The organism is Bacillus cereus group sp. Bce041 (assembly GCF_052646455.1).
Genome location: NZ_JBQXON010000004.1, coordinates 327,896 through 351,938, shown reverse-complemented (window position 1 = coordinate 351,938; position 24,043 = coordinate 327,896). Strand labels below are relative to the sequence as shown.

Here is a 24,043-nt window from a genome sequence, read left to right as displayed (position 1 = left end):
TATATAAAATGGCATCATGCCAGGAGCAGTTTATTTATATGCTATTAAAATAGATGATATGCAATGAGATAAAAAAGAGTATTCCTGGTTGGATGGGAGGAATACTCTTTTTCTGTATTACAGTATTGGCATTTTAATTATATGAATTCATTGCATACAATATGACTCAAAAATAATAAAGACACCTTCCCCAGCTGAAGGTGCCTCATTTGATGATTCTCTAGATGTATAAATAGTATACCCAATATTAGTGAAGGGTAGAACTTATTATTTTTTCAATGTTGCCTGACCTTGACGTCTTTGTAGTTTAATCTTAGTTGCTGGTGGTAGTAATGATTTCCCGTATTTTAACCAATCGTAAATTCGTATTAGTCTTTTTAGTTCCATTGACGCAGGTGTATCTGCGTCCAATTTATTTACATGCTGTTTTAACAAATGATGTAATTCATCGAGGTTAATCCCATCTGCCCCTAAATGAGGAATACACTGGAGGGCTTTTGTAAAATCAGCGTACCCATCTATTGTTTCGGGAATACTATTATACAAACGTAATTGCGATTTTTTGATATCTCTCTGTGATTGAGTCAAAAAGTAATTCATGGTTAGTTTCTTTTCTAGTTTCCTTTTTAATTGTACAGGTAATTCTGCAGTTTCAATTCCGCATTCCTTTATAAACCTAAAAACAGGAAGTCTATGATTTGTTCCTAACAACTGCGGTAATGTCTGGCTAATTAATGCATCATAGTCATATGAAGGTGGATCGGCTAAAATTTCTTTATAAATATCTATTTGTGGAATAGACTGGTACCCTATTGGATTTAAGTAACCCGTATCCAGCATTTCATCTCGAGTCACCCTAAGTTGTTCCGCTGCTTTAGTTACCCCAACACCTATAACAAATTCAATGTCTGCAGCACTTAAATTTTCTCCATCAATAACTGCTATTTTTCCACTTGGATCATTCGTTTTTACTAATTCATAAATTTGTGATTTAATTTGACGCATAGTTTTCATGCTAAATTTTCTTTTGTTTTTTGAGAGTGCTTTATAAACTAATTCGTAGTTATCAGTCTTTATTTTTGTAATTGGAATTGTAACACGGTTACTGGTTGTAAAAGAAGAAGATTCAAAAGCGTCTGCTGCACCAGCCGCACGCTCCACAAAGATTAACCGATCTTTAAGTTTATCTATGTTTTCTTGATCTAAACATGCAGTAATAGAATCTAAAATTTGTTGAATGTTAGGGTCAGATATTGAATAACCAAGAAAAATGACAGGGTGTTCTATGAAAATTGTTAATAATTTAGCTGCAAGGTATGGGTTCTTTTGATTGAAAAGTTTATAGTCATTAGAAGTTAGTACTAACGACTCGTGGTTAGTACTACACCCATGTATCTTATAGAGCTCATTGACTTCAAAAGGTTGAGAAAATAAAAGTTCTTTTTGGCCAACATATGCTTTTATATCGGAATCTACGAATACTTGCTCTAAAAAAGTATCCCAATTAGTAGTAATAATGCCGTCTATCACAACTTGTTTTAAAGCATCGATTTCTCTGTCGTTATTTTCGTTTTTACCATATTCATAGGTAATATTCCGTAGATATTGGGCAATCTCAATTTTTAGAGGGCTCTCTATAGTATTGATTTTACCTTTAAATTCTTCCCTGCTCGTTAGGTATTTATCATCATCCCACCAAATCGGGTGGAAATCTTGAGCGATTAGTCTTGCAACTTCAGGTAGTTCTTTACTTGCGGTTGAGACATAATAGTCATAACTTCGAGGAACTAACTCCGAAAATTGTTCTAATAGACCATCCCAATTAGGTAGGTCTAAGTATCTCCTAGAAAATCCTGAGCCTATAAATAAAAAAGGTGCTGTACTTATTTTCTTTAGATGTTCTGCTAAAAGTTCTTCTATATTAATCATACTATCCATCCTCAATTATTAAGTTTTATGTGTTGTTAGTACGGCACTTAATAGTTATGGCATTTGATCGATTTATCTCCACTCTACTAAAGTACGTTTCTTGCAACTTCCACAATCAAAATAACCATTTCCTTTTGTAATTCTTTGTTTATGACTACAGTTAGGACAGTGGATTTCTTGTTTTTCAAACGCTGCATATATAAAGCCTAACGAAAAAAGAAACAGTGGAACCGCAAAAAATAACCCAACTATTGTGATACCTAAGATAACAGAAAGCAGGATGCCAAAAATTCCGGAAACTAATGAAGCTTTACGGCCGAATTTTTCTTTTGTGGAACTCTTCTTTTGCTCAATCTCAATTATGTAAGTATTACCGTCTACGGTTGTTTTTGTCTCCATATTTCTCCTCCTTTACCATTTTTAAATAAGTATATCAGAGTATTAAGAAATATTTCTATAAACAAAAACAGTACATTTACTTTATGTACTGTACAACGTCCTCAATACGGTATGTTTTATCTATACCTTTTTCTTCAGCTAGTTGGTTTAGAGCGTCCAGGATTGACTTTAATGTATCAAAACGCACAAGACCAACCTCACCATTAACTAGATTACTAATAGTGGCTGGACGAACTTTTGACTCCACTGATAACTTGTTTTTGGTAATCCCAATTTCCTCCATCGTTTCTCCTAAAGTGAATACCATAGAACTCATGGTAATACCTCCGTTCATTCCGATCATTTATTACTTTCCATTTTACACAATTTACATATCAAAGTAAAACTTTTTCCGAAACACTATTGACGTATGACTCCTAGAGTTATATATTGATACTATCAAAGTTTTACTTCTGGAGTCATACTCTTATATAAATATGAAGGGTGGAACAGTATAGATGCAAAAAATAAGCGATTACTTCGGTTTAGAAACAAAATCTGATTGTATTTGGTTTTATGGTTTTTATACTGTAGCTTCGGTTTTATTCATTATCAATATGCTTATAGCTCATGTGCTATAAGCTCTTTCTTTAACTAAATATCGGACAACCTCCAGCCTCGTGAATATCTTCATTCGAAAAAACAGATATACACGAGGTCTAGTTTCCTATTGTCTTTTTTAGGTAACTAAGAGGAGGATCCACACGAGGAATGACCTAACACTCGTTAAACTTGAACAGGTTAGCTAAGCCAACGTCAGAAAGTTAAGCGTCCTAACGAATAACGTTTCCTTGTTTGCGTTGTTAGGAGTCTAGGCGAGTACGGCCATTAACGGTACGGCGGTTGCTTGGCGTGTTACGGCACGGGTAGCAGCTGATAAGAAAGAGTTATAGGTTACGAGTAATGAAGGATACGCCAGTAGTGCATTTCTTCCCCGGGTTCTTTCAGCAGATAGGACAAGCTTTATCTGTAAAAAATCAGCTGTGTAAGAAATTACGGCGTTTAAACAGGGTGTTACTATACGGATTCCTTAACCCGATAGACCATGATTGACAGAACGTCTACTTTACGACGCTTTTTATTTTTGAAGCGTTGTAAGGTAGTCATTCTCTGCCCTAGCCGTTGTCCTGTACCCTCATCCCATGATTGTCTGCCGAAAGCAAAAGTCAAGTGTAAAAAGAAAATTAAAGATAAAGACTTATTAAGGCTGGAGGGGAGGAATTACTCCTCGATGGTCCAGATCTCCTCAATTGGTTTACCGAGTTCTTTGCAAATTAGATAGGCTGTATCAAAACGAGGTTTAGTACGATTACGAACAATTGCACTAAGAGTAGAATCGTCAACTCCAATACGTTTTGCAAAATCACTCTGTTTAATATCAAGCTCTGCAAAGATTACTTTAAGTTTACATTTAAACTTCATATACGTTCACCTCAAGGATTTACTTTCTATATACAAAAATAAACTCCTTTATAAATAGTACAAGCTAGAAAGAAAAAAATTGGTGTGGACGTGCAAAAATAATTCTCCATGTCATATACCTATATCAAGACCACGAGGAATACCAAGTGGAACTAAGGACATCAAGAGGGGAAAGGTGAGGAACAATGAGACCTGGATATAAGTATTTAAATCGCATGCAACTGTATCCATCCCAAACGCTTTACAACATGTACGCAGCTGCAAATGACTATACTGAAGTACGATGTGTGTACGATCACATTGCAAATCACAATATGTTACAAAATCCTAACTACGTCGATATCGTTGACTTATTAGGAGAAGAAGAGCCTTATGGTCCGTATAACGAAATAGGGATTCAAAAAAGGATTGATGCATACTTAGAGGACTGTAAACAGTGGAGGGATGAGCGATGAGGTGGCAATATGATTACTTGAATGACACGCCGTATCTGTATCCTTCTAAAGAGCTGAGAAGCATGTATAAAGAGTCCAGGGGTAAAGGTGAAGTAAACTCTATTCTAAAACATATGGAAAGACACGAGGTATCTAACAACAAAGAGTACCGCGGTTACTACAGATTATCTAACGATATTATGGAGGATCTATATGGGGAAGAGGAAGAAATTCTTGAATGGGATGAAATGGTTAATCAATATCAACCAATCCTCACGTCAAAAGGATTACAACTAAAAAGAAAGAGGGATTCGATATGACACTTGCTGGGGAAGTTGTAGTAATTTGGACAGCGACAGGATTGTCTGTAGTGGCGATGAAGGTAGCTGAGAAAATGGGGATGAGTGTGCCACATTGGCTTCCACGTATGACAATGTATACAACTCTTACCGGCTCGTTTTTGTATCTTCTACGTTATGTGCTAATGGTGTTTCTTTGAAGGAATGAAACCTGGAATCATGGGACACTTTGTTATATAAGAAAAACAACTTGTATGTAAATCTTCCAGTAAAGAGCAACTATATCCTTTAAGGATATATAAGGAGTGAACCCCTATGCTTGAATTGTTATTAATACCTGCAGTTTCGCTCGGGTACGCTTTGCTAAATGATAGTTTAAAAGGTAAAGAGGATGATAGAAAGAAGATACAAGTATTCTTTGAAGTAAGTGGGATTGCAATTAGGAAGGATGAAAAATTACATTATCCGGTTTTTCTCCAAACAAAAGAAGATGATCGTAGTACGACTTATGTATATAAACTTCCGTTAGGAATGCCCTCTAAATTAATACAAAAGGTTGAGGACGTTGTAAGTGAAGGATTAAATAAGCCTGTACGTATCAAATACGATAACTACAAGATAATGATTCGGGTATTCAGTAAACGTATCCCACAAAAGTGGTGTTGGAATGAGGGGCTAATAAAAAAAGGTGAATGGCAAGTACCGATGGGGCAAAGCCTCGAGAAGTTAATTTATCATGACTTTGATAAAACTCCTCATATGGTGTTAGGTGGTCTTACACGAATGGGGAAAACGGTATTTATGAAAGTACTACTTACTACTTTGATTGAGGCAAATCCTGAAAATGCTCACGTATATTTAATTGATTTAAAGGAAAAGGGATTGGAATTTAGCGAGTTCAGCGGCTTAAAACAGGTGGAAGAAGTGGCTGATTCTGTAGAAAAAGCACATCATGTACTAAAACAAATAATGAAAAAAATTGAAGAGCGTGGAAAATTCATGAAGGAAAATGGTTACAAAAATATTGTTGAAACAAAAGAAAAAGATCGGTATTTCGTTATTGTTGATGAGGGTGCCGTACTTGCTCCGGCCAAAGGATTACCACGTCCAGTTAATAAAATTCGAGAGGAGTGTCAGTACATGCTTAGTTATATAGCGACTGTATCGGGTGGTTTAGGATTTCGTCTGATTCTGGCTACACAATATCCGACCGTTACGTCCATCCCTTCAGTAGTAAAACAGATGTCCGATGCAAAGTTAGGATTTCGTTTACCAACATATAAGGCATCTGAGGTTGTTCTTGATGAATCAGGGCTAGAAACATTGCCGTCCTTACCTGGTAGGGCTATTTATAAAACTGATCGACTAACTGAGCTGCAGGTGCCGTTTATTAGCGATGACATGATGTGGGAACATTTAAAACAATACGAGGTGAAGAAAGATGAATATCCAGACACATATCAAAATAAACCGTCAGATGACGATTCTGACCTCGATTAGACAGCTGAAATTCGCAACACGTAGGCATCTAATGGCGGTACACGATATGGGAGGGATTCGTAACGCAAATCGAATTTTGAAGGACCTCAGTCCATATGTAAATAACACAGTGTACCAAAAAGAGTACGTGTATTACTTAAATAAAAAGGGCCGTGAGCTGTTCGACGATACAGAGAAGATTGTACCAAATAGTCGACTAGCACACAGCTTAATGAGAAATGAAGCATGGCTCTATCTGTTTTGTCCCGACGACTGGCAAATAGAAACACCTATACGTTATAAAGTAGATGATAAAAAGAAGACAATTATTCCTGATGTGAAGTTCAGAGATGAAGAAGGTACACTAAATGCAGTAGAGATAGATCGTACGCAAATGATGCAGGTGAACGCTGAAAAGATGAGCAGGTACAGGGAATTTTCGTTATACTACAAAAATAAATACAGCGGAAGAGTACCGCTCATTCATTTCTTTACCGTGACAGAATATAGGCAAAAAAAGCTAGAGCAACTTGCAGCTAAACATGATATATATGCAAAGGTTTATGTGGTTCTAGGTGTTTAATTTTTAAAATTGAGGTGGTCTATCATGAATGAACCGGTAAAAGAATTGAATGCAATTTTACGTAAGTATGAGATAAGCGGGCCTCAACTTGCCTATTGGTTGTATCTAACACTTGAAAGAATAACAGAAGATTACCGTGATAATTATTTAGAAGAGCTTGGTCAGGAGATAATGGAACAGTTAGATTTGCTAGCGGATGAACTAAATGGTGTAGTTAATAATTACTGGCACTTAATCAAGTAAACCTACAGCTAAAGAGCTTAGAACCCTAACAGTAATAATACTTATATATTATTACTAATAATATACTCTATATATAATATATATATTTATAAGTTATATATTTATATTATATATATATAAGGTATATTTTTTATAGAGGGGGTTCTTTTTTGTTTTTGTTTTTATTAGGTGTTGTTGTGTATTGTTTACCCCCTCCTAAATTTTTGAGATTTATATATTTTTATTTTGACGACTGTAGAAAGTCGTCTTTTTACATTGGTAATAGATTGCCAGTTTTTGCGGTTAATCATATAATTTAATCATGATTATTCTTAGCAACAAACAGGAGAGGGTGTGTAAAAATTGCGGTATGCTGTGTATGTACGTGTATCAACTGATAAGGACGAGCAAGTATCATCAGTTGAAAACCAGGTTGATATTTGCCGATACTGGATTGAGAAGAATGGTTATGAATGGGATCAGAATGCTGTGTATTTTGACGATGGTATTTCGGGTACCGCATGGCTTGAGCGCCACGCGATGCAGCTTATATTACAGAAAGCTAGGAAAAAGGAATTAGATACGGTAGTTTTTAAATCGATACACCGCTTAGCTCGTGACCTTAAAGATGCACTAGAGATTAAAGAAATATTACTTGGTCATGGGGTGCGTTTAGTAACAATTGAGGAAGGTTACGATAGTTACTATGAGGGTAATAATGATATGAAATTCGAGATATATGCGATGTTTGCTGCACAACTCCCTAAAACATTATCAACATCCATCTCAGCAGCATTAAGTGCTAAAGTAAGACGTGGGGAGCATACAGGAACAATTCCTTTTGGTTATGATCGTATTGATAAAAAATTAATAATTAATGAAGAGGAAGCGCTCATTGTTAAGGAAATGTTTGACTGGTACGAAGACGGGCGGGGATATCGTATGATTGCTAATAACTTAAATAAAAAGGGCTGCAGGACAAGATTCGGGAACTTATGGTCTGAGGCATCTGTAAAAACAATAGTGACTAACTCTTTATATACTGGTGAACATGTAATGCACAAATATAAAACAGTAAAAGTTGATGGTAAAAAGAAAACCGTTAAAAATCCTAAAGAGAAGTGGTTAGTATTTGAAAATCACCATGATGCTATCATTTCAAAAGAACAATGGGAACGTATAAACCCAGTAAATGACGTGAAGGATAAAAAAACAAAATCAGATTATCGTAATGAGTTTCGAGGAATAGTATGGTGTGCACACTGTGGTAAAAGAGTAAGAGCAATTTATGCTGGAGTACGTAGTAAATATGAGCGCGTGTATATGAAATGTTCGACGTATAAGGCGTACGGAACATGTGTAAATCATATACCAGTCCGATACGAAGATTTTCGTAATTTAATCTTGGAACGATTAAAACAAAAGCAGGAGTATATTGAAACTAGATTAGTTGCACAAATTAAGGACAAGCTACAAGAAAAAATAGCAAAATCAAAAAAGACGATTAAACAGCTGGAGAGTAAAAAAGAAAAACTATTAGAACTTTACATGGATTCGTTCATTGATAAAGAAACTTTCGTTAATCGAAACAGGAAATTAAAAGATGAGATGACAGCTCAGGAACTTCAATTACTTAAATTAAGAGATAAAGATATTCAAAACAGGGAAACAAAGGATATACAGGATGCTTTTATGCTGTTGCAGGAGGAACAGGACTTACATAAAGCTTTTCAGAAACTAATAAAAAAAATAGTGTTTTATCAAGATGGGAAGCTAGATATAGAATATACTTTTGATTTTTAATTTTTGTAGCTATTGATATAATGAACATCAAGTAATAACTGGCAGCAAACACAAAATAAATGGTTAGATTATTGGTTGTACGGAATTGAAAATGGAATTATGGATGAACCAATGGTTGATGTGCAAAGAGAAAATAAAACGTGGCAAAAGATAAAAAATTGGCCAGATCCAGCGGCTGTACCTTCAAAAATCCGTATGTATTTAAGCAATAAATCAGTCAATTTGCCACTAAGTATGGGATCGGCTAATAAAGTTTTCTCATTCTTAGATGATGCACAAATAAAATCAAACCAATTAGTAGCAAACACAGAATTAGAAGTAGCAAATCGATTAGTATATACAATGCCTGTACTGCAAAAAGATACGCGTATAAGTGGTACACCAAAGATTTCAATTACAGGAAATATTGATCGATCTGTATCAAATTTAACAGCGTTACTTGTTGACTATGGAGGAGCGAAGCCGGAAATCGTAACGAGAGGCTGGATGGACCCACAAAACGTAAAGAGTATAGAAAATTCAACAGCGATTCAACCGGGCAAAGATTATACATTCACATGGGACATGCAGCCAGATGATTATGTATTTAAAGCGGGGCATCAAATCGGAGTTGTTTTAATTGCAAGTGATTATGATTATACAATTAGACCGAAAGCTGGTACAAAACTTACTGTGAAATTAAGTGAAGTGACATTGCCGATTGTGAAATAAATATTTTTTCTAAAGAGCTTACTAAAGTAAGCTCTTTAATTTGTAGTCTGAATTTTTAATTTTTATATTTCAAATTGGAAGGTTATGTAATACAATATCATTATATTCTATGGAAAGTGAGTGATATATTATGACAGTCAGCTCTTTCGAAATCTCATTAAAATTAGAGGTACAGGAAGATTAGTTGAATTGAAATCTTCCGTACGTAAAAACGGAGGAGAAAATAAATGTTTAGCTTTTATAGTACACTTTGTACGGAACTGTATGATTACACAAAACCAGTCGGTTATTCTTTAAATGGTGATATTGAGTATTACAAAGAACGTTTAAAAGATTGTAGAGGAAGAATCCTCGAAGCTGCAGTAGGTTCAGGGCGTGTCATCATTCCGCTTCTAGAGGCTGGTTTTAAAGTGGATGGGATAGATTATTCACCTGAAATGCTAGATTCTTGCCGTAAGCGCTGTAAAGAGAGAGGCTTACATCCTAATTTGTATGAAGGAAGCTTGCAACAATTTTCACTTCCGCATAAATATGACGCAATTATCATTCCTACTGGATCTTTTTGTTTAATTGAAAATCGTGTGGATTCTATAAATGCATTAAAATGTTTTTATGAACATCTTAATCCAGGTGGACGATTAATCGTAGATATTATGCTCCCGCATAAATGGAAGACTGGGGAAATTCATACATCGACTTTCTCTTTGCCAAGCGGAGACGGAATCACATTAGAAAATAAATCAATTGAAATAGATTGGCTGAACCAAGTTACTGTATCATATTTGAAATATGAAAAGTGGAGTAAAGGACAGTTAGTACAAACAGAATTGCAACGCTTTGCGCTGCGCTGGTATGGAATAGAAGAGTTTATACTTCTTTTAGAAAGTATAGGTTTCTCAAACATTACTTGCTCTGCTGAATATGTTTATGAAAAAGAACCGTCAAATGCAAATCAAATGATTACTTTTGAAGCTGTGCGAAAAGAATAGAACTAAAACTATGAATAAAAAATAAGGCAATCGATTAAAAATCGGCTGCCTTATTTTTAATTTTATGTAGTGGTTTATAGAGAAAGATTGGAGGGAAATAAATGAAACTTATATTAATATTTGGCCCACAAGCAGTTGGAAAAATGACAGTGGGGCAAGAATTAGCAACATTAACCGGTTTAAAACTTTTTCATAACCACATGACAATTGATTTAGTAAGTCTAATTTTTGATTACAGTACGAAAGAAGCAAAAAGACTAGTAAGTTTATTTCGTAATAAAATATTTGAAGAAGTATCTAAAAGTGATTTATCTGGAATGATTTTTACGTATATATGGGCATTTGACCTCCAAGCGGATTAGGATTATATACATCATGTAGAAAGTATTTTTGAATCAAAAGGTGGGATAGTGTATTTTGTAGAGCCGGAAGCGGAATTAGATGAAAGATTAGAACGAAATAAAAGCCCGAATAGATTAGAACATAAACCGAAAAAAAGAGATATTGAGTGGTCTAAAAATAATTTGAAAGAAACGATGAAAATGCATAGATTAAACTCTCTTCATGGTGAAATTGAAAAAGAAGAGTATATAAAAATTAATAACACGTATTTGAGTGCAAAAGAAGTAGCGGAAATGATTAAAGAGAAGTTTCAATTGTAAAATTCCCGAAGTCTATTTCGTTTCTATTGTCCAAGCATTCTCCTACTAATTACATATACTATTTATGTTAAAATCGGTCACTATTTTAGATGGTGCTATTTTAATATATATAACTATGCAGGGAAGAGGGGAGAATAAATTTGGAAAACGTAGAACAAGATAGAATTGAAAATCAAGTGTATTCAAATCGTGTAGTAAGATCAGAATTTGATGCGAATTGGGAAACTTGTATATCAAAGAGTGGTTATGTAATTTATATAGCAACAAGTAATAATGCTGAAGTAATAGTGCTTCTTGCAGATGGTTCAAGTAAATTATTAATTTTCGAAAAAGGCGGTAAAGTAGTTGTAGGTGGCGGTGGAACAAGTCATTACAGTAAGCCGCATATTGCAAGAAATATTTAAGATAGAGCATGTTAATTAAGAAGAAACTAGAAAACGGTTGTCATTCATGTTTAGGGCATGATAGACGAACCGTTTTTTATTTGTTTATAAATTTAGAAGAACTTCATTGATTACCAATACATCGAGATGAGCAGCGAAATTAGAAGAAAACTTGGCGGGTAATGGTACAAAATATTATGTACATTTGCAAGAATCTTACAGCGATATAAAAAAGCATTTCCTATTTGGGGAAACACTACTTCTATGTTATAGTATAATAGTGTTTTTAGATGGTACTATTTTAATATATCTATAATTTTGTTATGTATTATTTTCATATTAAATTAGCACCTAAAGTATTTTTTTATATAAGGAGTAGTAATTAGGGAATGAAAAATATAGACTTTATACTAGAAAGTGACGAGACATTAAAACCGTCTGAACGATTAGTACTATTATTATTAGAGAAGCATAGAATGTTATATACGAACGATCTATTGGCATTATCAAATTTATCATATAAAACATTAACAGATGCATTAACGGCGCTAGTTTTAAAATCGTATGTGTTAAAGGAAACAGGTAAGGGAAGAAGACAGAATTGCTATAGATTAGTATGATAAGGCAGCTGTTTTAGAAACTTTTACATATGTTTTTTCAATTGTAAGGTGAAATTGTATTTTTGTTTTCGAACGAAAAATTTACTATAAGAGGGGCTAAGATAGTAGCGTTTCATTTTTGTAAATATAATTATTCTATCATTGAAAATACAAAAATAAAATAAACCGCATAAAACAGAAATAAAAAACAATCCATTTTTAAAATGGATTGTTTTTTATTGGAATAATATTATTTGATATGTTGAAAGCATAAATAGCAGAATAAACATTACCTGTTTTAGTTCATGCAACTGAACAAATATGATGAAAACTATGTGTATAGTTTTTTGCTTGCTTTTTCAGTCACTCTAATGAAATCATGGTCTTCATTGTTTAAAGGCAGTATTTTTAACATTATTGCTATTCAGCATTAAGCACAAAAAGTGATATATAATATTATTATGTAAACTTAAGATTTTAAAAGGGAAATATAATAATGAATAGAACATGTAGAAGGAGATGCTTAAATATTTTGAAGGATGGGAGATTATTATGGAGCATTTACAATCAATAGCACAAGCTGTTATAAGTGGTAATAAGGAAAAAGTAGTGAAGTTTATAAAGGCGAGTCCAAGTATTGTTAACGAATGTAGTGAAGATGGATGGACACCACTTCATTTAGCAGCTTATTTTGGACAGAAAGAAATAGCGAGTTTTCTTTTAGAAAGTGGTGCAGATATACATAGTAGAGCGAAAAACGAAAATGAAAATACGCCTTTGCAAGCGGCAATTGCGAACAAGCAAAGTGAACTTGTCGATTTCTTAATTGAAAAAGGATCAGATATAAATATTATGCAAAGTGGTGGCTGGACAGGACTCCACGAAGCAGCATTATTAGGAAATGAGGAAATAATTATGTTGCTCCTTAAAAATGGAGCTAATAAGATGATTAAGAAAAGTGATGGGAAAACAGCGTATGATATTGCATTAGAAAAAGGGTATGATCACCTTTTACATCATTTGAAACAGGAAGTGAACTTATGATGAATAAATGGAGTGTTGGTATATTTTTATTTAATGAAGTAGAAGTGTTAGACTTTGCAGGGCCATTTGAAGTTTTTTCTGTAACTGAGGTGAATGGAGAAAAACCATTTACTGTTTATACAGTTAGCGAGAATGGGGAAATGATTACAGCAAGGAATGGATTGAAGGTACAGCCAGATTATAGTATTGAAAATTTACCACCAGTGGATATTTTAATAATTCCGGGCGGGCTAGGTGCTAGAAAATATGAAATAAAAAATGAAATAGTAATAAAATGGATTCGCCAACAAATGAAAGAAGTAAAGCTGATGACTTCAGTTTGTACAGGAGCGCTATTACTGGCGAAAGCAGGTTTACTGGAAGGTTTAAAAGCAACAACACATTGGGCTAGTATTGAAAAGTTTAAAAATGAGTTTCAAAATGTTGAAGTTATAGAAAATGTAAAGTTTGTAGATGAAGGACATATTATAACATCTGCCGGAATTTCAGCTGGAATTAATATGGCATTTCATATTGTGAAAAACTTGTTAGGTGTGCATGTTGCGGAGGACACAGCGAAGCGAATGGAGTATGATATTAGTTTCCCAAATTAAAAAGCCCGGATTGGGCTTTTTATATTGAATGAATATAACTAAGCTCTTCATCACTCAACATAGGGCGAACAGATGCATTTGCATTTTCTTGTGCTTGTATTCCTGTTTTGGCACCAGGAATTACAACACTTACTGCCGGATGAGAGAGTACATAGCGAAGTGCAAGTTGCCCTAAGGTCTGATTTTTATTTGAGAGCAACCGAAGTTTCTCTACATTTTGTAAGTCTTCTTGAAACCAAGTTTCATTTGGCCAATCTTTGCGTAAATCTCCATCCGGAAAAATTGTTTTATTTGTGAATTTTCCAGTTAATATGCCCATTTTTAATGGGCCACGAATAACAGCTCCTAAATTTTTCTCTTGTAAAAATGGTAATATATCTTTCTCTGGTTTTCGATTTAATATATTGTAATCAAGCTGTACGATATCAATTTCGTTGTTGTTATTGAAATGATGAATGTATTGTAAATCATGAGTCGAAACACCGACTGCCCTTACTTTTCCATCACGTTTTAATATGTCAAATGCACGTAGAAATGCTTCTGTTTCTCTACGATTATGCCACCAAATATGACAAAAATAAAGATCAATATAATCTGTTTGAAGACGTTGTAAACTTGTTTCAAATACGGCGATGATTTTTTCGGGAGTATCATATACAGGAACTCCATTAGGGTCGTAGTGGTGTCCGATTAAACCACCTTTCGTTGATAGGATAATATCATTACGATGTCCTTTAATCGCGGTAGCCACCAACTTTTCACTATGTCCTAAACCATACACATCCGCAGTATCAATAAAATTCACACCACACTCAATTGCTTTTTTTATAGCAGTTATAGATTGTTTATCGTTAACAGGTCCCCATTCATCACCACCGATTGCCCATGCCCCAAAACCTATTTCAGAAACAGTTATTCCAGTTTTACCTAATGTGCGGTAATGCATATTTCTCCTCCTTGTAAGCATGTTATAACATGGATATGTGGTGTAAGAATTTTGTGTGTGAAAAAACTCTTCTACAATAGTAGAAAAAGAATTACAGAAACTACTATTTTATAGCAGCATGTATAAAAAAAAACGGTGTAAATGTAGAAATGTCGTCGAATGCTATCTTTAATTGGTTAATTTATGGGATATTTTTGTGAAGGAGTTTATTTTATAAGAATAGAATTTAGTTTAGTAAGAAAACGTGCCGATGGTAGTGAAAAATATGGGTTAGGGGGATTTGAATGAGGAAACTCAAACGAGTAAATGTTCCTAATATACCAGAGCAATTATCACAACCTAGTGACAAGCGGAAGATAAATAAAAAGAAGTTAAGGCGTCTTATTTTAATGGTCCTTTTTATTGCGACAACTACTCTGTACGTTCAATATATTTTAACGAAACAACAAGAAGTAATTGATAAAAAGAAAGATACGATTACGGATCAAAAGAAACAATTAGTATCTTTAAAGAAAGATAAAGATTCTTTAAAGACTAACATAGAAAATTTAACAGACGATGAGGAAGAAATTTTGAAGTTAGCGAGAAAAGAGTATCAATTTTCTAAGTCAAATGAAACTATATTTGTGATGCCAAAGTAATAAAAAAACAGTTAGCCATTGAACTGCACCTCCAATTGTTAGGCAGCGTCTAACAATTGGAGGTGCAGTTTTTTATGTATGAATGTCATGGTACAAGGAACAATCACATATTGTAAAAATGAAGAGTTTAAGCTGTTTTCATAAATATGGAATATACACTAAAATAAATGTTGTTAAAATTCTGTCAATTATATTATAATACAAGGTAAGCGGATACATTTTTTAATCAACGTTGAGTTCCTCGCTCATACGACTATTAAGAAACCCGTTATCCTCGTATAAGAAAGGAAGATAGCTGTGTACGCTTCAAATACAATTTATATCGTAGGGGATGCGAAAGCACCTCAAAATAATCCCATTACTGAAAAGTTTAAAAGCTATTTCGTAGCATTTATCCTTGTTAAGGATACAGGGGAAATTGTAGATGCAGACTGCTCAGCGACAATTGCATTAACATCTCAATTTGTTAAATATTTATTTCTACATAAAAATATAAATGACCCGGCGTTAGTAATGGAAGTAAAGAACCGATATTTCGGTTCTTCTCAAAAAGCGTTACTTGTAGCGCTAAAAGATGCACAGAAAAAATATAATCAGCTTGCTGCTTTGTCTACTCAATCATAGACAAAATCCAGCCGTAAGAATCATTCTTATGGCTGGATTTTTTTATTTCACATTATCGTCCTACATTAAAAGTAAACGAAAATAAAGTAGAGAGATAGGAGAGTAAATGCCCAATGGGTTTACCTAATAATCCGTGGGTATAAATCTCCGGTGGATTAAAATTTCACTTCATTGGAGAACGAAAGGATGAACAAAATGAAAATTACAGATGTAAAAGTAAATCGTAGACGTGTAAAACTGCATACACCGTTTAAAACCGCGCTTCGTACTGTAACCGAAATTGAAAGTATAGATGTTTATATTCATACAGACGAAGGAGTGATTGGTAAGGGGGCTGCAGCCGCAACGCCAGTTATTACGGGGGATTTCACCAGCGGAATGGAAGAAGCGATTTTAGGGCCGATGCGTTCATGTTTAATTGGTCAAAATATCATTCAATTTCAGCAGTTACTACAGCGCATTCAAATGAGTTGTATTGGAAATTCAAGTGCGAAAGCAGCGGTAGATATCGCTTTATATGATGTATATTGCCAATATCAAAATGTGCCGTTATATGCATTGTTAGGCGGGAAGAAAGAAATTCATACCGATATTACAGTGAGTGTGGATGAGCCTGTATTAATGGCAAAAGAAGCGAAGAAACATATAGAAAAAGGATTTCAAACATTAAAGATTAAAGTGGGTAAAGAGGCGCATTTAGATTTGGAACGTATTGAGGCAATTCGAAATGTGGTACCAAGAAATACGACATTACGTTTAGATGCGAATCAAGGTTGGAGTCCAAAAGAAGCGGTCTCTATCATTCAAGAGATGGAAAATCGTAATTTAAATATAGAATTTATTGAACAACCAGTACACGCGAAAGATTGGGATGGGTTAAAGTACGTCAAAGATCGTGTGCAAACGCCAATTATGGCCGATGAAAGTATATTTTCAGCAAGTGACGCATTAAAGCTCGTTCAAGGAAGATATGCAGATTTTATTAATATTAAATTAATGAAATGTGGTGGCATACGTGAAGCATGGCGTATTGCTGATATCGCAGAAACAGCTGGTGTGAAGTGTATGGTGGGCAGCATGATGGAGTCTTCACTTTCCGTTAGTGCTGTTGCGCATTTAGCGGCAGCGCATCCTAATATTCATTATTTTGATCTTGATGCACCGCTTTGGTTAATGGAAGAGCCAGAAGGAATGACTTATTCTGGATCAAAAGTAAACCTTCAATCGACAGTGAATAGTAAATCTTAGGAGAAGAGACAAGTAAACTATCTTTTAAGGGGGATATATATGAAAAAAGTAGGAACTGCATTTTTAACAACTTTATTTATATTTTCATCGTTTACATCGGCAAATGCTGAAGAAAAGAAGGATAATAAAGCATTTATAGATGTATCTGCTGCAACGTTATGGACAGCACCTGATTCATTAAGACCAATCGATACACCGAGTGCAACAAATCCAGTGGATCTATGGAAATGGACGAAATCAATGACACTTGACGAGAAACTATGGTTAACAAATGCAAATAAATTAGAAACACAAGCTTTACTCGGTCAAGAAGTAACTGTTATTGATAAGAAAGGCGAATGGGTGAAGGTATTAGTGCATGGACAGCCAACACCACGAAATGAAGAAGGTTATCCGGGCTGGATGCCTGAAAAACAATTAACATATAATCAAGAATTTGCAGATAAAACAAATGAACCTTTTGTCTTAATAACTAAACCAACAGCGATTTTATATATAAATCCTTCTGAAAAACATAAATCACTTGAAGTCAGTTATAATACAAGACTGCCGTTATTAAGTGAAGACACAATTTCATACCGTGTATTGTTGCCAAATGGTCAGAAAGCATGGCTACGAAAAAATGATGGAACAGTTTACCGATCTCAAACTGATATTCCAACTCCGGCGGCCAATGATTTAATTAACACAGGGAAAATGTTTTTAGGCTTACCGTATATATGGGCTGGTACAAGTGGTTTTGGATTTGATTGCTCTGGCTTCACACATACGATCTATAAATCGCACGGCATTACAATTCCGCGAGATTCTGGACCGCAATCAAGAGCAGGGGTTGCAGTTGATAAAGAAAATCTACAAAAAGGAGATTTAATTTTCTTTGCACATGATCAAGGGAAAGGTAGTGTCCATCACGTTGCAATGTATATTGGTGATGGCAATATGATTCACTCACCAAGAGCTGAAAGGTCGGTAGAGATTATACCGCTAAATACACCAGGATATATAGAAGAATACGCTGGTGCTCGTCGTTACTTACCTTAAAAATAGAAGGGGGTTTTTAAATGAAAAAAGTTGTTCGTTACTCATTAGTTAGTACTCTATTAGTTTCTTCATTTTTAGTTGGTTGCGCAAAAGAAAAAACTGCAACAAAGCCGAAAGATGAGAAGAAAGTATTACAGTTACTAGAAACAGGTGAAATTCCGTCGTTAAATTCAGGGAAAGTAACAGATGCAGTCTCGTTTAACGTTTTGAATAACGTAATGGAAGGACTATTCCGTCTATCGAAAAATGATGAAATAATTGAAGCCGGCGCACAAAAGTATGAAGTGAGTAAAGATGGAAAAACATATACATTCCAATTGCGTGATGCGAAATGGTCTAACGGAGAGCCAGTAACCGCTCATGATTACGTATACGCTTGGAAGCAATTGATAAATCCAGATACTGCTTCTCAATATGCATACATTGCGTACGATGTAAAAAATGCTGAGAAGATAAATAAAAAACAACTAGGTCTAGATGAATTAGGAGTAAAAGCGAAGGATGATAAAACATTCGTCGTAGAGCTAGAACATCCTGTACCGTATTTTACGAAATTATTAATTTTACCATCCTTCTATCCAATTAACGAAAAATATGCGAAAGAGCAAGGTGATAAATATGGATTAGAAGCAAATAAAGCGGTATATAATGGACCGTTTACATTATCAGAGTGGAAGCATGAAGCTAGCTTTACAATGAAGAAAAACGATAAGTATTGGGATAAAAAAGAAGTGAAGTTAGATGAAGTAAACTATCAAATTGTAAAAGAAATTTCAACTGCGGTAAATTTATATGAAACAGATAAAGTTGATAGAGCTGTTATTTCTACAGAATTCGTAGATAAATATAAAAATAATAAAGAGCTAAAACAATATACAGATCCAGTTATGTACTTCTTCCGATTTAATGAAAATGTACCGATTCTTAAAAATAAAAATGCACGTCTTGCGCTAAGTACAGTTTTTGATAAGAAGGGACTCGCAGATTCATTTTTAAATGATGGATCGGTTGCAGCAAACTATTACGTACCAAAAGGATTTTTAAAGGGACCAGATAAAAAAGATTTTAGAAGTACGGCAGGTGAGTTTAATAAAACTGATGTAAAAAAAGCGAAAGAATATTGGGAAAAGGCAAAGCAAGAAACAGGTACAGATGAAGTGACGTTAGAACTATTAAATTATGACTTGGAAAACTTTAAAAAAGTTGGAGAGTACATTAAAGAGCAGCTTGAGAAAAACTTACCAGGATTAAAAGTGAATGTGAAATTACAACCACATACGCAAAAATTAGCACTTGAGAAGAAGAAAGAATATGAAATGTCGTTATCACGCTGGTTACCAGATTATCCAGATCCAATGACTTACTTAGAAGTATTCCTTTCTGGAAGTAGCGTCAATAATACAGAATATGCAAACCCGGAATATGATGCGTTAATTAAGAAGATTAAAACAGAATTAGGTAATGATGAAAAGGCTCGCTGGAAAGCAATGCAAGAAGCTGAAAAAATGCTACTTGATGATGCAGTAATTGCACCGGTATTCCAGCGCGGATTATCTTACTTACAAAAACCATATGTGAAAGATTTATATGTACATCAATTTGGTCCAGCTACAAGTTTAAAATGGGCAGATGTACAAAAATAAAAGAATGGAGAAACAGACTTCATGTATGTGATAGTCTGTTTTTCTTATTTAAAGTTAGAAAAATAGTTCATGGTATAATTTATTAGTCTGTAAACAGTATTTGGAGGGGAAATGATGTCTATGTTTGAAGAAGAGAAAGTAATTTATACAAAAAGATTATTTATGAGGAAACCAATTGTAGAAGATATTAATCAGTTTTATAACATATTAAAAAAAGATACTGTTGGCAAATGGTTGGCTAAATCAAGAGGAATGTCGAAGGAAGAAACAAATGATTATATTGGGCAACTTATCTTACATTGGGAACAGTATGACTTCGGGGTATGGTTGTTATTTAATAGTGAAACAGGAAAGCTTTTAGGACATTGTGGTTTAAGAACGGTAGAGGAAACAGGTGAAATAGAAATTATGTATCTCCTTGACCCAGAACATTGGAGGAATGGGTATGCATTAGAAGCAGCAGAGGCTTCCATTAAATATGCAATAGAGACTTTGAATGTAACAAGAATAATTGCTAGAGTTAAAGTAGCAAATGAGAGCTCGAAAAAACTTTTACGAAAGCTCGGGTTTATATATACTCATGAAGTTAATCATAGCGGGCGTTTATTATCATATTTTGAACTTCATACATCATCCGAAGAATTCTAGACATTTCATATGTTTTTTTATTGTTAAAAAATAAAATTATTACTAAAATTCCAGTGTGAAATTTATGTAGAATCTTGTATAATTAACATGTTTCTATGGAAACATTTTCTTGCGCTATTTATATAGGGCTTAATAGAACAAGGAAGGAAATACATACATGTATATAATAGATAAATAGAATGGAACATGTATAGAGACAAAGGAGAGAAAAGATGACGTGTCAAAAACAAGGGTTACAATTTAATAACGATAGAAAGAGGGACAGAAGATGAAAATGAAGCATGCTTTTGGTCCTATAATTTTAGCATGTGTGCTTTTTTTCATTATCATTCTAATCCCATCGAAAAGTTTAGTATCGCTTATTAGTGATAAGAAGGTAGAAGATGCGGCAACTTCTTTACAAAAAGAGAAATTACAAAGTGTTTTCTTACAGCAAAAAATGTTAGAGAATTCACAGTATTTACCGATGTACGGTTCATCAGAATTTTTACGAATGGATGCATATCATCCGTCTAATTATTTCAAAGTAAATCCAGCTGGTTTTACACCGTTTTTAATTGGAACTGGCGGTACACAAAGTTTAGCTCATATTTTAAATATGACATCTACTATGGATGAATTAGAAGGTAAAAAAGTAGTCTTTGTTCTTTCACCACAATGGTTTACAAAGACTGGTGTCTCACAAGGGGATTTCACTAATAATTTCTCCAAACAACAAGCATATCATTTTATTTTTAATGATAAGATAAATCCAGAAATGAAAAAGCAAATCGCGAAACGGCTATTAGATTATAAAGTTGTTCAAGAAGATGATATATTAAAAAATTCATTAGAAGGTATTGTATATAATGATACGAAACATAACATAAAAGCAGGTTTAGTTAAACCACTTGCTTATATGCATCGAAATATTTTAGATCATAGAGATATATTTAACTCTTTATTTAAAATCGAACCGATGAAGGAGAAAACAAATATCGGACTTCGTTCAATTTCTTGGGAAGATGCACGTAAACACGCAGAACAAGAAGGGAAAGCTGAGTCTACTACAAATACATTCGGAATTGAAAATCCGTATTATCATAAGAATAATCTGAAGAAAAAACTAAAAGGTTTAAAAAACTTTAGAGCAAATGAAACATATGATGAATCACCAGAATACGATGATTTACAAATTATTTTAGAGTTATTTAAAGAGAAAAATGTCAAACCACTCTTTATTTCTGTACCTGTAAATGGGCCTTGGTATGATTATACTGGCTTCCCGAAAGAACGCCGTGAAGTGTATTATAAAAAAGTTCGAGAACAGGTTGAGAAAGCAGGATATCCAGTAATTGATTTCTCTGGTCATGAATATGATAAGTATTTCTTAAAAGATACGATTCATTTGGGCTGGAAAGGTTGGATTTATTTTGATGAAGCAGTGCAGAAATTTTATTCTGAGAAATAAAGTATAGAAATCGGAATGGCTATGAGCCGTTCCGATTTTTTTAGTATAGAGGATTTTGGTGAGGACAATTTGGGAATGCATGTATATCTTGAATCTGTCTATAATCATAATGTTTCATTGCAAACTGAGCTTGATAAAGGTATTCATACACATATAATTGACCATCATGCGCTGAACATAATACACCAGAAGTTCCTTGCCCATTTATGAAGGAAATGCCGATAGGGCGTCCGATTAAGTACGGTATTTTTTGCTGCCAATGCATAGGGGAATCACTCCTTTTTGAGATAATATACGAAAGAAATGATCAAATGGTTGTTTATCCATGTAAATGTAGATGGAAAGGTATTATATAATTCCTGAAGATTAATTCATATATAAATAAAAAACCGCTATAATTCCGAATGAATTTATAGCGGTTTTTATTATATTCTTAAGCGAGATTTTTACGCTTTTTTGTCCATTTTTTTATAACGAAGTATAAAAGTATAAGTACGACGCCACCAATTGCGAATGATTTCACATACGGACCAGCAATATCATTTATATTCTCCCAATTTTCACCTAGTTTTTCACCTAAATAAATGAAAATAATAGACCAAGGGATAATCGCAAGTGCTGTTAATGTAGTGAAACGTAGTAATGGCATTTTTGTAATACCAGCAGGAATTGAAATCGCATGACGCACTACTGGAATGAAGCGTGCTGTAAAAATGACGCCAGTTCCGTAACGATTAAACCAATCTTCTGCAGCATCTATTTGTTTTTTATGTATGAAAATATATTTTCCGTAACGTTCTAATATAGGGCGTCCGCCGTATCGTCCAAGCCAATAAATAAAGATTTGAGCAATAACACCGCCAATTGTACCGAATACAACAGCGCCTATAAATGAGATACTTCCATTGAATACTAAGTATCCTGCATAAGCAAGGACAATTTCACTTGGGATAATTTCAATCATAAGTCCAAGCATAATGCCCCAATAACCTAATCCTTCAAAAAACGTTAATACTGAATGAATAAAACTACTTAACATTGTTGCACCTTCTAGTTTATGAATTTTTGAGTATAAGAACCTTTTATTTAATGACGTAAAAGGTTCACTATATGTAGATTATACCTTATTTACATAGGGGATTGCTATTTCAATTCTTTTATGTCTCTCATAATTATTATAGTAAAAGATATAAGCCGCGTTTTCATGAAGAGTTAATGAAAAGATTATTAAAAATTTCTCATAAAAAATAGAAGCATTTCTGCTCCTATTTTTTAAGGCTTCACATCTAAGTTCTGTAAAAATAAAGTTGCTGTTACGTAACGTTTTGCTAACATTTGTACATATGCGGTATGTACAGAAAGGGTCGCAATAATAATAGCGTTACGAATTGCTTCGCGTTGTTCGTTATTAATTTGATCGAACTTGCTTGCGATTTTATCAGCTTTTTCTTTTACGATGTTTTCAATTGTATGAACGGTATCTGTTGCATTTAATTGTAAGCAATTCCCTTGATTGAGTTCTTCAAATAGAGAAGAGTATGCTACATATAAATGAACAGGATTGATTAAATCATCACTTCGATCGGCTGGGTCATTTACAATAAGGCGTAGTAGCTTACGAATGGATTCAAAATCAAGTGCTGTTTTTAAATCTTCGACAATAAATAGTAAGGCTGCTTGTTCAATTGAATATTTTTTCCCCTTTTGAGGAGAGCCAATCATTTCTTTTATATCTCGTTTCACCCAGTTTTGCATAGCAGTTACAGAGAAACTTGTGTTTTCAATCTGATTGCCAAGCGCAACTATTTCATTTAAAGAAAAACCGACATCAGTATCGTCAATTTTAATCAGCTTTTCAAAAATAGGTGAAAGTGCGGTAGTAATAAAAGCTGTAACGCTTTGTCCGCTTTCAATATCTTTTTTATGTGACTTTGCCCAAGCTTCTTGTAAAATACCGAGAGGCTTTTTCGTATTCCATCCTCTTAGTGATAGAAGAAGGGTAGCCATTTCGTTTCGTGTGAGATGAAATGTTTCCATCTTTTCACCTCCAAAATAATAAAAAGTTCTTATGAACTTATAATATGTTTTGTTTCATTTAAAGTCAATTCTGTTTTGCTTAATTTTTCCTTTGTCACCAAACTGTCGGAAGTAAATAATACTTGCATATTTCGACAAAAGTTCATATAATAAGTTCATAAGAACCTTTAAAATG

Annotated in this window: 28 protein-coding genes and 2 pseudogenes; 22 read left to right on the top strand and 8 right to left on the bottom strand. The window is 34.0% G+C overall.

Annotated features, from left to right (window positions below; all coding sequences use genetic code 11):
• Positions 1-267: 267 nt before the first annotated feature.
• The 3 genes from ACUN13_RS16040 to ACUN13_RS16030 form a co-directional block, all read right to left on the bottom strand.
• Positions 268-1,929 (bottom strand): SIR2 family protein, encoded by a 1,662-nt coding sequence (locus ACUN13_RS16040; RefSeq protein WP_440039302.1) that lies wholly within the window; start codon positions 1,927-1,929, stop codon positions 268-270.
• Positions 1,930-2,001: 72 nt separating this feature from the next.
• Positions 2,002-2,328: a hypothetical protein gene (locus ACUN13_RS16035; protein WP_086395556.1), complete on the bottom strand. Its 327-nt coding sequence runs from the start codon at positions 2,326-2,328 to the stop codon at positions 2,002-2,004.
• 76 nt (positions 2,329-2,404) lie between these two features.
• Positions 2,405-2,644 carry a helix-turn-helix domain-containing protein gene (locus ACUN13_RS16030; protein ID WP_086395555.1) on the bottom strand — a complete coding sequence of 80 codons (240 nt, stop codon included), beginning with the start codon at positions 2,642-2,644 and terminating at the stop codon, positions 2,405-2,407.
• A gap of 181 nt (positions 2,645-2,825) precedes the next feature.
• Here ACUN13_RS16030 and ACUN13_RS16025 point away from each other — a divergent pair, with 181 nt between their 5' ends.
• A complete protein-coding gene (locus ACUN13_RS16025; RefSeq protein ID WP_001169624.1) occupies positions 2,826-2,948 on the top strand; it encodes a DUF3961 domain-containing protein in 123 nt (40 codons plus the stop codon).
• 640 nt (positions 2,949-3,588) lie between these two features.
• On the opposite strand, the gene ACUN13_RS16020 is transcribed toward ACUN13_RS16025, so the two are convergent.
• Positions 3,589-3,789 carry a helix-turn-helix transcriptional regulator gene (locus ACUN13_RS16020; protein ID WP_000669088.1) on the bottom strand — a complete coding sequence of 67 codons (201 nt, stop codon included), beginning with the start codon at positions 3,787-3,789 and terminating at the stop codon, positions 3,589-3,591.
• Between the two features lie 185 nt (positions 3,790-3,974).
• Here ACUN13_RS16020 and ACUN13_RS16015 point away from each other — a divergent pair, with 185 nt between their 5' ends.
• The 14 genes and pseudogenes from ACUN13_RS16015 to ACUN13_RS15950 all read left to right on the top strand — a co-directional run bounded on the left by ACUN13_RS16015 (position 3,975) and on the right by ACUN13_RS15950 (position 13,590).
• Positions 3,975-4,244, top strand: coding sequence for a hypothetical protein (locus tag ACUN13_RS16015; RefSeq protein ID WP_053513910.1), 270 nt, complete (start codon positions 3,975-3,977; stop codon positions 4,242-4,244).
• The gene (locus ACUN13_RS16010) at positions 4,241-4,543 is read left to right on the top strand and encodes a hypothetical protein (RefSeq protein WP_086395554.1); all 303 of its coding nucleotides are present in this window, start codon (positions 4,241-4,243) and stop codon (positions 4,541-4,543) included. Before ACUN13_RS16015 ends, ACUN13_RS16010 begins: the two co-directional genes overlap by 4 nt.
• Positions 4,540-4,722: a hypothetical protein gene (locus tag ACUN13_RS16005; RefSeq protein ID WP_086395553.1), complete on the top strand. Its 183-nt coding sequence runs from the start codon at positions 4,540-4,542 to the stop codon at positions 4,720-4,722. The genes ACUN13_RS16010 and ACUN13_RS16005 overlap by 4 nt, the downstream gene beginning before the upstream one ends.
• 115 nt (positions 4,723-4,837) lie before the next feature.
• Positions 4,838-6,022: an FtsK/SpoIIIE domain-containing protein gene (locus ACUN13_RS16000; RefSeq protein WP_086395552.1), complete on the top strand. Its 1,185-nt coding sequence runs from the start codon at positions 4,838-4,840 to the stop codon at positions 6,020-6,022.
• On the top strand, positions 5,964-6,584 hold the full coding sequence (locus ACUN13_RS15995; protein WP_086395551.1) for a replication-relaxation family protein: 621 nt from the start codon (positions 5,964-5,966) through the stop codon (positions 6,582-6,584). The genes ACUN13_RS16000 and ACUN13_RS15995 overlap by 59 nt, the downstream gene beginning before the upstream one ends.
• Positions 6,585-6,608: 24 nt before the next feature.
• Positions 6,609-6,827: a hypothetical protein gene (locus tag ACUN13_RS15990; protein WP_086395550.1), complete on the top strand. Its 219-nt coding sequence runs from the start codon at positions 6,609-6,611 to the stop codon at positions 6,825-6,827.
• Between the two features lie 342 nt (positions 6,828-7,169).
• Positions 7,170-8,609, top strand: a complete 1,440-nt coding sequence (locus ACUN13_RS15985; protein WP_086395549.1) for a recombinase family protein — start codon at positions 7,170-7,172, stop codon at positions 8,607-8,609.
• A gap of 24 nt (positions 8,610-8,633) precedes the next feature.
• Positions 8,634-9,320, top strand: a pseudogene (locus ACUN13_RS15980) (CocE/NonD family hydrolase C-terminal non-catalytic domain-containing protein); the annotation flags it as partial.
• A gap of 227 nt (positions 9,321-9,547) precedes the next feature.
• The gene (locus ACUN13_RS15975) at positions 9,548-10,309 is read left to right on the top strand and encodes a class I SAM-dependent methyltransferase (RefSeq protein ID WP_000490909.1); all 762 of its coding nucleotides are present in this window, start codon (positions 9,548-9,550) and stop codon (positions 10,307-10,309) included.
• Between the two features lie 101 nt (positions 10,310-10,410).
• Positions 10,411-10,971 (top strand): annotated as a pseudogene (locus ACUN13_RS15970) (shikimate kinase).
• A 140-nt stretch (positions 10,972-11,111) separates the two neighbouring features.
• Positions 11,112-11,375: a hypothetical protein gene (locus ACUN13_RS15965; RefSeq protein ID WP_000432421.1), complete on the top strand. Its 264-nt coding sequence runs from the start codon at positions 11,112-11,114 to the stop codon at positions 11,373-11,375.
• 368 nt (positions 11,376-11,743) lie between these two features.
• Positions 11,744-11,974: a hypothetical protein gene (locus tag ACUN13_RS15960; RefSeq protein WP_088345578.1), complete on the top strand. Its 231-nt coding sequence runs from the start codon at positions 11,744-11,746 to the stop codon at positions 11,972-11,974.
• A gap of 531 nt (positions 11,975-12,505) precedes the next feature.
• The gene (locus ACUN13_RS15955; protein ID WP_002182823.1) at positions 12,506-12,997 is read left to right on the top strand and encodes an ankyrin repeat domain-containing protein; all 492 of its coding nucleotides are present in this window, start codon (positions 12,506-12,508) and stop codon (positions 12,995-12,997) included.
• Positions 12,994-13,590 (top strand): DJ-1/PfpI family protein, encoded by a 597-nt coding sequence (locus ACUN13_RS15950; protein ID WP_088345580.1) that lies wholly within the window; start codon positions 12,994-12,996, stop codon positions 13,588-13,590. Before ACUN13_RS15955 ends, ACUN13_RS15950 begins: the two co-directional genes overlap by 4 nt.
• 19 nt (positions 13,591-13,609) lie before the next feature.
• Here the strand turns inward: ACUN13_RS15950 and ACUN13_RS15945 are convergent, their stop codons facing one another.
• Positions 13,610-14,536, bottom strand: coding sequence for an aldo/keto reductase (locus ACUN13_RS15945; protein WP_071740740.1), 927 nt, complete (start codon positions 14,534-14,536; stop codon positions 13,610-13,612).
• Between the two features lie 284 nt (positions 14,537-14,820).
• On the opposite strand from ACUN13_RS15945, the gene ACUN13_RS15940 reads away from it, so the two are divergent.
• The 7 genes from ACUN13_RS15940 (at position 14,821) to dltD (ending at position 21,831) form a co-directional block, all read left to right on the top strand.
• Positions 14,821-15,177 carry an FtsB family cell division protein gene (locus ACUN13_RS15940; protein WP_088345582.1) on the top strand — a complete coding sequence of 119 codons (357 nt, stop codon included), beginning with the start codon at positions 14,821-14,823 and terminating at the stop codon, positions 15,175-15,177.
• A gap of 297 nt (positions 15,178-15,474) precedes the next feature.
• Positions 15,475-15,801, top strand: coding sequence for a DUF3870 domain-containing protein (locus ACUN13_RS15935; protein WP_000271313.1), 327 nt, complete (start codon positions 15,475-15,477; stop codon positions 15,799-15,801).
• A gap of 186 nt (positions 15,802-15,987) precedes the next feature.
• On the top strand, positions 15,988-17,049 hold the full coding sequence (locus ACUN13_RS15930; RefSeq protein ID WP_001038463.1) for a dipeptide epimerase: 1,062 nt from the start codon (positions 15,988-15,990) through the stop codon (positions 17,047-17,049).
• A gap of 39 nt (positions 17,050-17,088) precedes the next feature.
• On the top strand, positions 17,089-18,090 hold the full coding sequence (locus ACUN13_RS15925) for a C40 family peptidase (RefSeq protein ID WP_000755417.1): 1,002 nt from the start codon (positions 17,089-17,091) through the stop codon (positions 18,088-18,090).
• Between the two features lie 20 nt (positions 18,091-18,110).
• Complete coding sequence (locus ACUN13_RS15920; RefSeq protein ID WP_025688400.1) at positions 18,111-19,733, top strand: peptide ABC transporter substrate-binding protein; 1,623 nt, start codon at positions 18,111-18,113, stop codon at positions 19,731-19,733.
• A gap of 114 nt (positions 19,734-19,847) precedes the next feature.
• Positions 19,848-20,381, top strand: coding sequence for a GNAT family N-acetyltransferase (locus ACUN13_RS15915; protein ID WP_025688399.1), 534 nt, complete (start codon positions 19,848-19,850; stop codon positions 20,379-20,381).
• A 268-nt stretch (positions 20,382-20,649) separates the two neighbouring features.
• Positions 20,650-21,831 (top strand): D-alanyl-lipoteichoic acid biosynthesis protein DltD, encoded by a 1,182-nt coding sequence (gene dltD, locus ACUN13_RS15910; RefSeq protein ID WP_000782309.1) that lies wholly within the window; start codon positions 20,650-20,652, stop codon positions 21,829-21,831.
• A 40-nt stretch (positions 21,832-21,871) separates the two neighbouring features.
• Here the strand turns inward: dltD and ACUN13_RS15905 are convergent, their stop codons facing one another.
• The 3 genes from ACUN13_RS15905 to ACUN13_RS15895 form a co-directional block, all read right to left on the bottom strand.
• Complete coding sequence (locus tag ACUN13_RS15905) at positions 21,872-22,096, bottom strand: hypothetical protein (RefSeq protein WP_000558689.1); 225 nt, start codon at positions 22,094-22,096, stop codon at positions 21,872-21,874.
• Between the two features lie 168 nt (positions 22,097-22,264).
• Positions 22,265-22,870 (bottom strand): DedA family protein, encoded by a 606-nt coding sequence (locus tag ACUN13_RS15900; protein ID WP_000952913.1) that lies wholly within the window; start codon positions 22,868-22,870, stop codon positions 22,265-22,267.
• Between the two features lie 233 nt (positions 22,871-23,103).
• Positions 23,104-23,868 (bottom strand): DUF1836 domain-containing protein, encoded by a 765-nt coding sequence (locus ACUN13_RS15895; RefSeq protein WP_000447231.1) that lies wholly within the window; start codon positions 23,866-23,868, stop codon positions 23,104-23,106.
• Positions 23,869-24,043 lie beyond the last annotated feature (175 nt).